General features: G+C 67.5%; 13 protein-coding genes. 7 read left to right on the forward strand and 6 right to left on the reverse strand.

Translation table 11 applies throughout. The features are described 5' to 3' along the window. Window positions 1–101: 101 nt before the first annotated feature. The 5 genes from ACV229_RS29990 to ACV229_RS30010 are packed head-to-tail and all read left to right on the forward strand — an operon-like array spanning window position 102 to window position 4,211. Window positions 102–1,301: an acyl-CoA dehydrogenase family protein gene (locus ACV229_RS29990; protein ID WP_448086706.1), complete on the forward strand. Its 1,200-nt coding sequence runs from the start codon at window positions 102–104 to the stop codon at window positions 1,299–1,301. A gap of 42 nt (window positions 1,302–1,343) precedes the next feature. Beyond that, window positions 1,344–1,721, forward strand: coding sequence for a hypothetical protein (locus tag ACV229_RS29995; protein WP_448086707.1), 378 nt, complete (start codon window positions 1,344–1,346; stop codon window positions 1,719–1,721). An 8-nt stretch (window positions 1,722–1,729) separates the two neighbouring features. Beyond that, window positions 1,730–2,254, forward strand: a complete 525-nt coding sequence (locus ACV229_RS30000; RefSeq protein WP_448086708.1) for a nuclear transport factor 2 family protein — start codon at window positions 1,730–1,732, stop codon at window positions 2,252–2,254. A 38-nt stretch (window positions 2,255–2,292) separates the two neighbouring features. Then, window positions 2,293–3,417: an amidase gene (locus tag ACV229_RS30005; protein ID WP_448086709.1), complete on the forward strand. Its 1,125-nt coding sequence runs from the start codon at window positions 2,293–2,295 to the stop codon at window positions 3,415–3,417. Window positions 3,418–3,467: 50 nt separating this feature from the next. Beyond that, entirely contained in the window at window positions 3,468–4,211 is a 744-nt protein-coding gene (locus ACV229_RS30010; protein WP_448086710.1) for an SDR family NAD(P)-dependent oxidoreductase, read from the forward strand. A 117-nt stretch (window positions 4,212–4,328) separates the two neighbouring features. Here ACV229_RS30010 and ACV229_RS30015 read toward each other — a convergent pair whose 3' ends face one another. Next, entirely contained in the window at window positions 4,329–4,961 is a 633-nt protein-coding gene (locus tag ACV229_RS30015) for a response regulator transcription factor (RefSeq protein WP_448086711.1), read from the reverse strand. Window positions 4,962–5,300: 339 nt separating this feature from the next. On the opposite strand from ACV229_RS30015, the gene hpaC reads away from it, so the two are divergent. Then, on the forward strand, window positions 5,301–5,837 hold the full coding sequence (hpaC, locus tag ACV229_RS30020; protein ID WP_448086712.1) for a 4-hydroxyphenylacetate 3-monooxygenase, reductase component: 537 nt from the start codon (window positions 5,301–5,303) through the stop codon (window positions 5,835–5,837). 173 nt (window positions 5,838–6,010) lie between these two features. Here the strand turns inward: hpaC and ACV229_RS30025 are convergent, their stop codons facing one another. The 4 genes from ACV229_RS30025 to ACV229_RS30040 form a co-directional block, all read right to left on the reverse strand. Continuing rightward, entirely contained in the window at window positions 6,011–7,264 is a 1,254-nt protein-coding gene (locus ACV229_RS30025) for a YbfB/YjiJ family MFS transporter (RefSeq protein WP_448086713.1), read from the reverse strand. A 61-nt stretch (window positions 7,265–7,325) separates the two neighbouring features. Further along, window positions 7,326–7,823, reverse strand: coding sequence for an N-acetyltransferase family protein (locus tag ACV229_RS30030; RefSeq protein WP_448086714.1), 498 nt, complete (start codon window positions 7,821–7,823; stop codon window positions 7,326–7,328). 143 nt (window positions 7,824–7,966) lie between these two features. After that, the gene (locus ACV229_RS30035) at window positions 7,967–8,701 is read right to left on the reverse strand and encodes a hypothetical protein (RefSeq protein WP_448086715.1); all 735 of its coding nucleotides are present in this window, start codon (window positions 8,699–8,701) and stop codon (window positions 7,967–7,969) included. A gap of 38 nt (window positions 8,702–8,739) precedes the next feature. Beyond that, complete coding sequence (locus tag ACV229_RS30040; protein ID WP_448086716.1) at window positions 8,740–9,852, reverse strand: asparaginase domain-containing protein; 1,113 nt, start codon at window positions 9,850–9,852, stop codon at window positions 8,740–8,742. 436 nt (window positions 9,853–10,288) lie between these two features. Between ACV229_RS30040 and ACV229_RS30045 the strand changes: the two genes are divergently transcribed. After that, a complete protein-coding gene (locus ACV229_RS30045) occupies window positions 10,289–10,579 on the forward strand; it encodes a hypothetical protein (RefSeq protein ID WP_448086717.1) in 291 nt (96 codons plus the stop codon). Between the two features lie 129 nt (window positions 10,580–10,708). On the opposite strand, the gene ACV229_RS30050 is transcribed toward ACV229_RS30045, so the two are convergent. Next, entirely contained in the window at window positions 10,709–11,863 is a 1,155-nt protein-coding gene (locus ACV229_RS30050) for a hypothetical protein (protein ID WP_448086718.1), read from the reverse strand. Between the last annotated feature and the right edge of the window lie 536 nt (window positions 11,864–12,399).

Below are 12,399 nucleotides of genomic sequence, written 5' to 3' on the forward strand. Positions count from 1 at the left end.
TAGACTGGCTCGGACCATTTCATTCCGTGTGCCGCAGCGCATACGGCGCGCGTCGCCATCGACCCGCGCACGACACTCATGCCGACGAACAGGAGCCTGCCATGCCGAACACCGCTCATGCCGCTTATGCCGTTGATACCGCCCGGCCGTCGCCCGTGTGCGACGCCTCCGTCGAACCGCTGCTGCCGCTCGACGAAGTGATCGCCACCGTAGCCGCGCGGCGCGACGAATTCGACCGCCTGTCGCACGTGCCGCGCGACGTGATCGCGCTGTTCAAGCGGGCCGGCATCTATCGCGCGGGCACACCGCGCCGCTTCGGCGGCGACGCGCGCGCGCCGGCCGAATTCCTCGCGATGATCGAGCGGATTGCGGCCGCCGACGGCTCCGCGGCCTGGGTCGCGAGCTTCGGCTCCGCGAACGTCTATCTCGCCGCGCTGCCGCTCGACACGCAGGCCGAGCTCTACGCGAGCGGCCCCGACCAGGTGTTCGCGGGCGGCCTGTTCCCGGTGCAGCCGGCGCAGCCCGAAGCGGGCGGCTGGCGCGTGAACGGCACGTGGAAGTTCGCGAGCGGCTGCAAGGGCGCCGACTGGCTCGGCGTCGGCATCAGCGTGCCGGGCGCGCAGGACGAGGCGCCGGGCAAGCCGCGCACCGCCGTGTTCCGTCCCGAGCAGGTCGAGATCGTCGAAAACTGGAGCGTGGTCGGCATGCAGGGCACTGGCAGCCACGACCTGCGCGTGGCCGACCGGTTCGTGCCGCACGAATGGACCTTCGTGCGCGGCGGCGAGCCGACCGTCGACGAGCCGCTGTACCGCTACCCGACCGTCGCCTACGCGTCGCAGGTGCTCGCCGTCGTCAACCTCGGCCTCGCGCGCGCGGCGCTCGACGTCGCGAACCAGATGTCCGGCGGGCGCAAGACGACCACCGGCGCGCCGCGTCTCGCCGATCGCGCGTATTTCCGCATCGAGCTCGCGAAGGCCGAAGCGCAGTTGCGTTCCGCACGCGCGTTCTTCTACGAAACGACCGACGGCGTGTGGCGCTCGATTCTCGCCGGCGACACGGTGACGGCCGAGCAGGTCAGCCTGCTGCGCCTCGCCGCGACGCACATCGCGCGCGAAGGCGCGAGCGTGGTCGAGCGCGCGTATCGCCTCGGCGGCACGCCGGCGATCTATCGCACGCATCCGCTGCAGCGCCTGTTGCGCGACGCGATGGTCGTCACGCAGCACGCGTTCCTCGCGGAAGGCAATTTCGACGCGGCGGGCGCGGTGTTCACCGGCGTCACGCCGTTCCCCGGTTACCTGTAACCCGATCGCCCTCTCATGGATCTCACGAAGGAGCCCCTCATCATGTCCGATACCCGTCCGCTGCCGCTGCGCGTGCTGTTTTGCTGCGGCGTCACGCAAAACTTCTTCGACCTGCCGCGCGAGAAGATCGGCGAGGTCTGGCAGGCGTACGGCACGATGCTCGCCGCGGTCGAAGCGATGCCCGGCGTGCGCGTGCTCGGCGTGATGGACGACGACCGCCTCGTCGTCGGCCAGTCGGACGGCGCGCCATGGACCTTCTACATCATGGCCGACGTCGCCGACTTCGACACCGCGGTCGCTGTCTGCAACCTGTACCGCACGACGCCCGTCGGCGAATACAACCTGTGGCGCTACGGCAAGATCGAGGCGCGGGTCGGCCGCGCGCTGACGGTGCCGCCGGCCGCGCGGCCCGCACAGTGAGGCGCGCGATGAACACGCTCGCGACCGGTGCACCGGTTTCGCTCGCCGCGCTCGCCGCCCGCATCGCGATACTCGACGCGGAGCGCGCGGTGCGCGCGACGATGACGCGCTACATGGCGCTGTGCGACGTGCCCGAGGACGCCGGCAGCGGGCCCGCGCTCGCCGGCCTGTTCGCCGACGACGCGGTGTGGGAAGGCATCGGCCCGCAATACGCGCAGAAATTCGGCCGGCTGCAAGGCATCGCCGAAATCGTCGCGATGCTGCAGCGCTATCTGCCGCCCGACCCGCACTTCTCCGCGAACGTGCATTGTTTGACATCCGAATCGATCGACGTCGGCGCCGACAGCGCGAGCGCATGCGGCCGGTGGATCATGCTGCAGGCGTCGCGCTATGCGGACGGGTCGGCCGAACTGATCGCCGCGCGGCTGACCGTCGACTTCGTTCCCGCAGACGGCGGCACGACCTGGCTGATCCGGCATTTCCGCACCGAGCGGCTGATGAACGGCCCGTGGCCGCTCGCTGCCGCCTCCTGATCCTCAACTCACCCGAACGTCATTACGCGAGCTCGCCCATGACCGGATTCATCGACACCTTCACGCTGGGCGGCCCCGGCCCGGCGATCGCGATCAAGGACACGATCGACATCGCCGGCCGGCCGACCACCGCCGCGAGCCGTGCGCTCGCCGACGCCCCGCCCGCCGCGCGCCACGCGGACGTCGTGCAGCATCTGCTCGACGCCGGCTGGCAAATCGCCGGCAAGGCGAACATGCACGAACTCGCGTTCGGCATGACCGGCATCAACGACTACACGGGCACGCCGCTCAATCCGCAGGACGCGTCGCGGATTCCCGGCGGCTCGTCGAGCGGCTCCGCGTCGCTCGTCGGCTTCGGCACGGTCGACGCGGCGCTCGGCACCGACACCGGCGGCTCGATCCGCGGCCCGGCCGCCTGCTGCGGCGTGGTCGGCCTGAAGCCGACCTTCGGGCGCGTGTCGCGGCGCGGCGTCGCGCCGGCGGCATCAACGCTCGATTGCGTCGGCCCGTTCGCGCGCGACGTCGGCACGCTGGCCGCCGTGATGGCGGCGATCGCGCCCGGATTCGACCGTGCACGCGCGCGGCAGCCGGTGCCGGACTGCACGGTCGGACGAGTCGCCGTCGACGCGGACCCGGCCATCGTCGCCGCGCTCGATGCGGCCGTCGGCCGGGCCGGATGCCGGTCGCAAGCGATCGTGCTCGACGGGCTTCGCGCGGCGTTCGACGCGGGGCTCGCCGTGATCAACGCGGAGACGTCGCAGGCGTTCGGCCACCTCGTCGCGTCCGGCAAGCTCGGCGCGGATCTCGATGCCCGCTTGCGCGCCGCCGCGACGACGACGTCCGCGGCGCTCGCGCTCGCCGAACAGGTGCGCGTGCGCATCACGGAACAGATCGACCGCGCGCTGGCCGACGTTGACGTGCTCGTGCTGCCCACGCTGCCGGCGTTGCCGATCACGCTCGACGCCGCGCGCAGCGGCACGTCGGTGATCGCGATGTCGTCGCTGATCCGGCCGTTCAATCTCAGCGGCCATCCCGCGATCAGCGTGCCGCTGCCGCTCGCGGGATCGCCGCTGAAGGCGGGTTTGCAGATCGTCGGCCGCAAGGGCGCCGACGAGCAGGTCTGCGCGGTCGCCGCGCGTTTCGAAGCGGCCTTCGCCGCGTGACATCCACCCGGTGCGCACGATCGCGCACCTCATCGAGGGAGCCCCGATCCATGTCCGATCGAGTCGTACTCATCACCGGCGCCGCGCGCGGGCTCGGCGCCGTCATCGCCACACGGTTCCATGCCACCGGCTACCGCGTCGCGCTCGCCGACATCGCGCACGACGCGGTGCAGACCCATGCGCACGCACTCGACCCGAGCGGCGAACGCGCGATAGGGCTGCCGCTCGACGTCACGTCGAAACGCGATTTCGAGGCCGTGCGCGATGCGCTCGTCGCCCGCTGGGGGCACGTCGACGCGCTCGTCAACAATGCGGGCGCGTCGAAGGTCGTGCCGGCGATGGAGATCACGGCCGAACAGTTCGACCAGGTCATCGACGTGAACCTGCGCAGCGTGCTGTTCGGCTGCCAGGTGTTCGGCCAGTACTTCGCGACGCGCGGCGAGGGCCGCATCGTCAACATCGCATCGCTCGCCGGACAGAACGGCGGCTCGGCGACGGGCGCACACTACGCGGCCGCGAAGGGCGGCACGCTGACACTGACCAAGGTGTTCGCGCGCGATCTCGCCGCGCAAGGCGTGACCGTCAACGCGATCTCGCCCGGCCCGCTCGACCTGCCGATCGTCTACGAGAGCGTGTCGCCGGAGAAGCTTCGGCAGGTGCTCGCCAGCCTGCCCGGCGGCCGGCTCGGCTCGGCGGCGTTCGTCGCGGATGCGGCCGTGCTGCTCGCGTCCGGCGACGCGCATTTCGCAAACGGTGCGTGCTGGGATATCAACGGCGGGCTGTACATGCGTTGAGCAGGATGTCTCGCCGAATGTGCTGTCGAGAACGTGCGGTGGTCCGGCGCTGCTGGACCGCCATGCGTGACGCGGCGCGCATCCGGGGCCTGTTGCGGTTCCTGGCGTGGACGGGCTCTAGCGCGGCGGATACTCGCCGTCGCCCCACACCGCCAGCACGTCGCGCACGAGCGCCGCGATCGACGCGGCGCCGAGCTTCTCCTTGATGCTCGCACGATGGACGTCGACGGTCTTCACGCTGATCGACAGATCCGACGCGATCTGCTTGCTGCCCTTGCCGTCGATCACGCCGCGCAGCACTTCCTTTTCGCGCGCGGTCAGCGCACCGAGCCGCTGCCGCAGTTCGCGATGGCGCTGTCCCGCCGCATGCCGCTGCTGCGCGAGCTTGATCGCGCGCTGCACGCGCTCGAGCATCTGCTGCGAGTTGTACGGCTTCTCGACGAAATCGATCGCGCCGTTCTGCAGCGCGCGCACCGACATCGGAATGTCGCCGTGGCCGCTCACGAAGATCACCGGCAGCGTCGCGCCGCGCGCGTTCAGTTCGGCCTGCACGTCGAAGCCGCTCGTTTCCGGCATGCGTACGTCGAGCACGAGGCAGGCGGGAATCGTCGCGTCGAAGCGCGCCAGGAAGTCCGCCGCGTTCGCGAAGCCTTCGGACCGGATGCCGACCGATTCGAGCAACCACGCCAGGGACGTCCGCATGCCGTTGTCGTCGTCGACGATATATACGATTGGAGCGGGTGACGTCATCGGGTGTCTCGCGAAGTATCGGGGGATATCGGGCGTGATGCAGGCGGCGTTCCGCTCGCGTCACCGCCTCGTTTTTTTGGAGGAGTTGCGGCACATCATAACGAGCCGAAATGTTGATGGAAACCCCCGAAAACCCCTTTACGCATGGATGAAACGCGTGCCCGCGCGGCGCGCGAATCGCCTAGGTAGAACCTTTAGACGCGTTGGCGGCAATGCCATCTTCGACGCCAATCGTGCGAATGTCCTTCCGTTCTTTCGTCGCGTACGCTGTCTTCATTCGCGCGTCGCCCGCGCATCGCGCGACCCGCAATCGCAATATCCGCCCAACCAGGAGCGCACATGTCCGACACCCCGCGAAACCCCGGCCTCGATCCGTCCGACGCGCAACGGCATTTCCGGCAGGCGATGGCCCATCTCGGCGCCGCCGTCAACGTGATCACCACCGCGGGCCCGCACGGCCGCTGCGGCATCACCGCGAGCGCCGTCTGCTCCGTCACCGACACGCCGCCGACGCTGCTCGTCTGCATCAACCGCTCGAGCGCGATGCATGCGACGTTCGAGCAGAACCGCCGCGTGTGCATCAACGTGCTGCCCGCCGAGCATGAGGCGCTCGCACGTCATTTCGCCGGGCAGACCGAACTGCCGATGGAGCGGCGCTTCGACCTGCCCGTGTGGGACGACGGCGAGCACGGCGTGCCCGTGCTGCGCGACGCGCTCGCGAGCCTGCAGGGCACGATCGTCGAGCTGAAGGAAGTCGGTTCGCATTCGGTCATGTTCGTGCAGGCGTCGGCGATCAGGGTGCGCGCCGACGGCGACAGCCTGATCTATTTCAGCCGCGCGTTTCATCGCGTCGCGCGGGCCGCGTGCGCGCAGTGAACCCGCACGCCTGCGGATCGGTCAATCGCCCGATTGCGCGGCACGACAGCATGCCGGACGACGTGGTGGCATTCGGGGTCACTAGACACGATGCATTCGGCGACGGCGCGGGCCGCAGGGCATCCGGCGTCGCGCGAAGCGCAGGCCGGACGACCGGCATGCAAAGGCTTGCGTTACGAGCGGGCGGGCAACGCCCGCTGACACGCTGCCAGCACCGCGCCCGCGAACAGCACCAGCGCCGAATACACGAGCCCGCGCGCGAGCCCCGCGCTGTCCGACACCCAGCCGATCGCGACCGGCCCCGCGATCTGCCCGAACGCGAACACGGTCGTAAACGCGCTGATCCCTTTCCCCCAGCCGTCGGGGGGCAGGTTATGCCGCACGAACGCGGTCGTCGACGCGACCGCCGACAGAAAGGTCGCGCCGAACAGCACGCCGGACGCGAACGCCGCCGCCGGATGCACGACGAGCGCGGGCATCAGCGTCGCGACGCCGAGCAGCGCGTTCAGCACGGCGAGCGCCTGGCCGCCGCGCATCCGGTCGAGCAGCGTCGACCACAGCCGTGCCGACACGACCGTCGCGACGCCGAGCATCACGTAGAAGCCCGACACGACCGCACCGCTCATCCCTGCGCCGCGCAGCAGCGCGACGATGAACGTCATGTAGCCGATGTAGCCGACGCCGAACAATCCGTATCCGGCCAATGCGAAGGAAAAGCGCGCGACATGTGCTGCCCGGTCGGCTGGCGCGGCCCGGTCGCGCGGGGGGACAGGGACCGCATGCGCATGCTCGATGCGTCTCGCGGCCGACACCGCGACGGCCGCGAACAGCGCACAGGCGAGCGCAAGCGCGAACCACGCGCGCTGCCAGCCGTGCGGCCCGGGCGCGAGCGTCGCCGGCACGAGCAGCGACGACGCGACGATGCCCCACCCGGTGCCGCCGTAGTAGAGGCCGAGCAGCAAGCCGGCATCGCGCGGCACGGCGGACGCGAGGCGCGCCGCGAGCACGCCGCCGCAGACGAAGATCAGCGCGCTGCCGATGCCGGTCGCGAGCCGCAGCACGAGCAGCGCGTTCGAATCGGCGACCATCCCGCTTGCGGCCATCAGCAGCGCGGTGATCGTGCATCCGGCGGTCAGCAGCGCGCCGGCCGGCCAGCGCCGGGACAGAAATGGAAACGCCAGCGCACCGAGCAGGTAGCCCGCGGCGTTCGCGGTGTTCAGCGCGCCGGCCTGCGCGAAGCTCCAGCCGAGATCGGCCTTCATCGGCGGCAGCAGCAGCGCATAGGAAAAGCGGGCGAGGCCGAGCGCGATCGCGCTGCCGAGCGACAGGCGGATCGCGAGCCGCCATGCGGCCATGCGGTCAGGTTCGTTCGCGCCGGTGCCTGGTGCCAGCGCGTCGGCATGCGCGGATTGCGGTGCTGCGCGCATCGCATTGTCTCCGGGTCGGTTCGTTTCGTCGTATCGACGCGATGATACGCCCGGCGCGAACTTACGCGCCCTCTCCCAGCCACTTGACCATCACGAGACAATCGACGAACCCGAGCCGCGCATGGCGATACGCGCGCGGCAGGCGCCCGACGATCTCGAACCCGAGTTTCTGCCACAGCCCGACCGCAACCTCGTTCGTCGCGACCACCGAATTGAACTGCATCGCGAGAAAGCCGCGCTCGCGCGCGACCTGCTGCGAGTGCTCGCACATCCGGCGCGCGACGCCGCGGCCGCGCGCGGCCTCGCTCACCATGTAGCCGCAGTTGCTTACGTGGTTGCCGGGCCCCGCCGCGTTTGCCTTCAGGTAGTACGAGCCGAGCAGCTCGCCGTCCTCTTCCGCCACCCACGTGCAGAGCGGCGCGTCGAGCCACAACGCGCGCGCCGCCGCTTCGGTCGGTGCGGGGTCGAACGCGTAGGTTTCCTGTGCGGCGACCACGGTGCGATAGGTCGGCCAGAAGCGTGCAAAGTCTTCAGCGGTCATCGGGCGGATCGTGAGCATGCGGGTCCTTGGGAATCGGCGGGTGGGTCGATGCAGCACCCGCGATTCTAGTCCCGGTCGATGCATGTCCGCTTCGATGCCCACCGGATCGCCGTAGAAGAGGATGCGCCCGGCCTTGCGGCCGGGCGTCGGCGCCGGAACGCTCAGATGAGCGACACGCCGGCGGCGGGCACGTACATGAAGCAGTAGAACGTATACGACACGACGATGTCGTTCGGATTGCCCTGGAGCAGCGGCCCCTGGTTCACGGTCCAGTCGGCCGTCGGCGGCCACGAGATCGGATTGCCCGCGAAGTCGAAGTTCGTCACCTGGTCGCCGCCGTCCTTCTGCGACCACGTGTCGAATTGCGATGTCGAGTCGCAGCGCACCCAGTGGTAGTCGCCCGGCCAGCCGACCGACGCATCGCCCGGCGAGATCAGCAGCGCGACGTAATGCCCGACGCCGCCCTGCGCGCGCACGTGCTGGATCAGGTCCTCCTTCGTCGACGAGCCCAGGTTGACGAGCCCGTCAAGCTGCGCGCCCTTGACCACGTCGGGCCCCGTCGGCGGCGACGTGAGGAAGTAGCCATGCATCCGCCCCGGCTGCGCGAACGAGTTCGATGCGATGTTCGTCGAGTAGTTGTAGCAGTTGTTGTTCACCTGGAACTTGTAGGACATGAAGCATCCTTCGCAGTTGGCCGCCGGATCGTAGGCGACCGACGTGCCGACCACTGTGGGCGCGTATTGCGGCACTTGCCTGCCGCCCGGTACGGTCACATAGTGCGGCGCGATCTGCTGGTTTGCCGCGAGTTCCATCCCCGGGGCGAGCACCGCGTAGCGCGGATCGTCGTCATGAATCATCCCGCTCAGCCGGTAGCGTGCATGGGGTTTCAGCAACATGGTCTGCCTCCTTGGGTTGAGTGAATCGCCGCCCCGGTTCAATGGACCGGCAGCGTTTTCACGGCCGCGGTCTCGGGCGGCGTGATTTCTCCTGCCAGGCTCTGCTGCATTTTCTTGCGGATGTCGGCGGGCGCCATGCCGACGCTGATCAGCGCAACGAGCTTGGCGAGCGAGGCTTCGGGCACCATGTCGTACGCACTGATCGCGCCGGCCTGCGCGAGCCCCGAGCCGGTCTCGTAGGCGTCGATGTTGACCGAGCCGGCCAGCACCTGCGTGTTGTCCATCAGCACGACGCCCGCTTCGTTCGCGGCCGACAGCACCTGCAGGAAGGCGGCGGCCGACGGGCCGTTGCCCTCGCCGAACGCCTCGATCACGACGCCGCGCACCGCGGGTTCGCTGCGGTTGATCATCGCGTTCGCGACCGACGCGCCGATGCCCGGGTAGAGCGTCATCACGATCGCCGCGAAATTGCGCACCGCCTGCGCCTGGCGCGTCAGCCGGTCCCGTGCGGCGGCAAGGTTCGCGGGGTTGTCGAGCGACGTGCTCCAGTCCGGCGGCGGCAGCAGCAGCGCCGTATCGATCGAGATCTGCGCGGCCACGGTCGCCAGCGGCGGAAAATTCGGCGACGAGAACGCCGCGAACTGGTTCGCATTGACCTTGACCGACCGGTTGCCGCGCAGCAGCAGCGAATCGAAGTACAGCAGGCTCTCCGGAATGCGCGTCGTGCCGGCGAGCACGATCGCGCCGACAAGGTTCGTCAACGCGTCGTTGAGCGTCATCGCGAGCGGCACCTGCGAGCCGGTGAACACGACAGGTTTCGCCAGGCCCGGCAGCAGGAACGACATCGCGGCCGCGCTGAACGCCATCGTGTCGGTACCGTGCAGCACGACGAAGCCGTCGTAGTCGCCGTAGACCGCGGCGAGCGACTGCGCGATCGCGATCCAGTCGGACGGCGTCATGTTCGAGCTGTCGAGCGGCGTGTCGAACCACGCGACCGTGTAGGCGAGCCCCGGATAGCCGGCCACCTGCCCGCCCTCGAGCCCCGGCATCGACTCGATCAGCGCCCTGAACTTCGGCCCCGGCATCGGCGCGAGCGGTGAGCCGTCGCAGCCGATCGTGCCGCCGGTGTACAGCACATAGACGTTACTCATCGCCGCCATCCTTCAGGTATGCGAAATATTGTCGGTGGGATACAAGGTGAATCGAGAACGGGTTCACTGAGACGGCGAACGCGCAATACCGTTCGCCATACGACGACGCGAATGCGTCGCGGCATGACATCGCCCCCGGTACGGCGCCCTCCGCATCCGGCGTGTCATCTCCTTCTTATAAGCGTGCGTAATTCGATGCTTATATATAAATGCGCAATCAATTTTCTTCAACCATTTAATTCATGTTTCGGCAGAGATCATTGAACGATTGGAAACGATTTATTTATTTGTTTCCGGTGGCAGCGCCGCATATTTCTTCCCGTAGGGCGCCAGAGTAACTGCGACTGGCGCCACAGCTTTGCGACTGAGCGACACGACGAAAAGGACGGCGTCGGTCGCGACGCGATCGGCGATCATACTGAGACAGGGCGGACCCATGACGATTGCCGGCTACGACAAGGCGCGTTTGCGTGAGAAACTCAAGGTCGCGCTGTCAGCCGCGCAGCCTGTACGCACGCCCGAGATGCGCAAGGGCCGTGAGCGCCGGCTGGAGGCGATAGACCGTGCACTGTGCGCACCCGGGCGCAATGTGTTCATCCACGGCGACCGGGGCGTGGGCAAGAGCTCGCTCGGGGCGACAGCCGGCTACCAGTACCAGAGAGAGCGCCGACAACCGGCCGATCATCGTCGGCATTCACTCGAAGCAGCCGGTAGTCGTGACCGATGAGTTCGACGCGATTGCTGATCCGCAGGAGCGCAACCGCTTTGCGGCGTTGCTCAAGCGTTGGCGGCCACATTGACGAGCATCATCTGGATGCTGAAGCTCCGAAACAACATGCGCCGACTACCCGGTGCATCAAAGCCCCCCAGGTGCCCACACGATGTAGACGTGTTGCGCACCACCGCCCACCGGCGTGTAGACGGCGGGATCCCCAGTCACTAGCTGCCCGCCGGTGTCGGCCGTCAGGTCATACGCGTTCCATAACTGCCCGCCCAGGTTGTCCGGAATGAACTCCAACAGGTTGCTGGCCGTGCCACGGATGTAGATGTGTGGCTCGCCACCGTCCGCCGGCGTGTAGACGGCAGGATTCCCAGCCACTTGCTGCCCGGTGAGGGCCGTCACGTCACGCGCGAGCCATCCGCCCGGGTTGTCCGGATCAGGTTTGAACTCCAACAGGTTGTTGGCCGTGCCCCCGATGTAGATGTGTGGCACGCCACCGCCCACCGGCGTGTAGACGGCAGGATTCCCAGCCACTTGCTGCCCGGTGAGGGCCGTCAGGTCAGGCGCGAGCCATCCGCCCGGATTGTCCGGATCCGGTTTGAACTCCAACAGGTTGCCGGCCGTGCCACTGATGTAGATGTGTGGCGGCCCACCGCCCACTGGCGTGTAGACGGCAGGATTCCCATAAACTCCTTGCCCGGTGAGGGCCGTCAGGTCATACGCGTTCCATAACTGCCCGCCCAGATCGTCCGGAACGAACTCCAATAGGTTCTCGGCCGTGCCAAGGATGTAGATGTGTTGTAATCCACCGCCCACCGGGGTGTACACGGCAGGATCCCCAAGCACTTGTCGCCCGGTGGCGGCGGTCAGGTCCCACGCGTTCCATAACTGCCCACCCATGTTGTCCGGAATGAACTCCAACAGGTTGTTGGGCGCGGCCGTGCCAGGGTTGTCCCTGCCAGGGATGTAGATGTGTGGCGCGCCACCGTCCGCCGGCGTGAAGACGGCAGGATTCCCCGTCACTTGCTGCCCGGTGGCGGCCGTCAGGTCATACGCGTTCCATAACCGCCCGTAATAGGTGTCCGGAATGAACTCCAATAGGTTGTCCTCCCTGCCAAGAGGGATCAAGCCACGGACGTAGATGTGTGGTATTCCACCGTCCGCCGGCGTGTAGACGGCAGGATTCCCATACACTTGGTGCTTGGTGGCGGCCCCCAGGTCATACCAGTTCCATAAATTCCCGCCCAGGTGGTCCGGAATGAACTCCAACAGAGAGTCGACGTCTGCCATGCTCATACTCCTTTCTCCTGAATTGCGGGGCCTTGCCCTGGACCTGAGTAACCGGCGTACGCGCAAACGCAAGTTTCTCGTGAGGACACAGTTCTGCTCGGCGGCAATCAGCACCTTCAGGCTGTTCCAGTGAATCGCTTTTTATTGATATGTTGTCCACTATGTCGTGCGCGCTTGACGGTTTCGATGGGTAATCGACCTACAAGATGGGTAGGTCGAAACTGTATGTCCTTCCGCTCTAGCGCTTAGGTCATGGCCGAACTGCGCGCTGTATTGTCGTGAATTTGAGTCGATGTTTTAAAAATCAGCTCTTGATCGTGGCCAGTTTCTATGGACAACGTGGTTGCTACGCCTGCTGAACAGTGACGAGTCATCATTTGACATGGCGACGGCGGCCCGCCGAGTTGTCGGGCGGCGCCAGCTTCATTTTGAAGCGCTGTCTGGGGTGACTCATGTTTTGCCAGTCGTTCTGTCAATGGCGTCGTCCGTCCAAATTTATCAGGGCTCTTCATGCGAGTGCCCGCAATCGAAAACGC

The organism is Burkholderia sp. MR1-5-21, assembly GCF_053427715.1.

Bases quoted from the DNA above. Each gene is read 5' to 3' on its own strand.
- ACV229_RS29990 (WP_448086706.1), top strand. From the start codon at position 102: ATGCCGAACACCGCTCATGCCGCTTATGCCGTTGATACCGCCCGGCCG.
- ACV229_RS29995 (WP_448086707.1), top strand. From the start codon at position 1,344: ATGTCCGATACCCGTCCGCTGCCGCTGCGCGTGCTGTTTTGCTGCGGC.
- ACV229_RS30000 (WP_448086708.1), top strand. From the start codon at position 1,730: ATGAACACGCTCGCGACCGGTGCACCGGTTTCGCTCGCCGCGCTCGCC.
- ACV229_RS30005 (WP_448086709.1), top strand. From the start codon at position 2,293: ATGACCGGATTCATCGACACCTTCACGCTGGGCGGCCCCGGCCCGGCG.
- ACV229_RS30010 (WP_448086710.1), top strand. From the start codon at position 3,468: ATGTCCGATCGAGTCGTACTCATCACCGGCGCCGCGCGCGGGCTCGGC.
- ACV229_RS30015 (WP_448086711.1), bottom strand. From the start codon at position 4,961: ATGACGTCACCCGCTCCAATCGTATATATCGTCGACGACGACAACGGC.
- hpaC (WP_448086712.1), top strand. From the start codon at position 5,301: ATGTCCGACACCCCGCGAAACCCCGGCCTCGATCCGTCCGACGCGCAA.
- ACV229_RS30025 (WP_448086713.1), bottom strand. From the start codon at position 7,264: ATGCGCGCAGCACCGCAATCCGCGCATGCCGACGCGCTGGCACCAGGC.
- ACV229_RS30030 (WP_448086714.1), bottom strand. From the start codon at position 7,823: ATGCTCACGATCCGCCCGATGACCGCTGAAGACTTTGCACGCTTCTGG.
- ACV229_RS30035 (WP_448086715.1), bottom strand. From the start codon at position 8,701: ATGTTGCTGAAACCCCATGCACGCTACCGGCTGAGCGGGATGATTCAT.
- ACV229_RS30040 (WP_448086716.1), bottom strand. From the start codon at position 9,852: ATGAGTAACGTCTATGTGCTGTACACCGGCGGCACGATCGGCTGCGAC.
- ACV229_RS30045 (WP_448086717.1), top strand. From the start codon at position 10,289: ATGACGATTGCCGGCTACGACAAGGCGCGTTTGCGTGAGAAACTCAAG.
- ACV229_RS30050 (WP_448086718.1), bottom strand. From the start codon at position 11,863: ATGGCAGACGTCGACTCTCTGTTGGAGTTCATTCCGGACCACCTGGGC.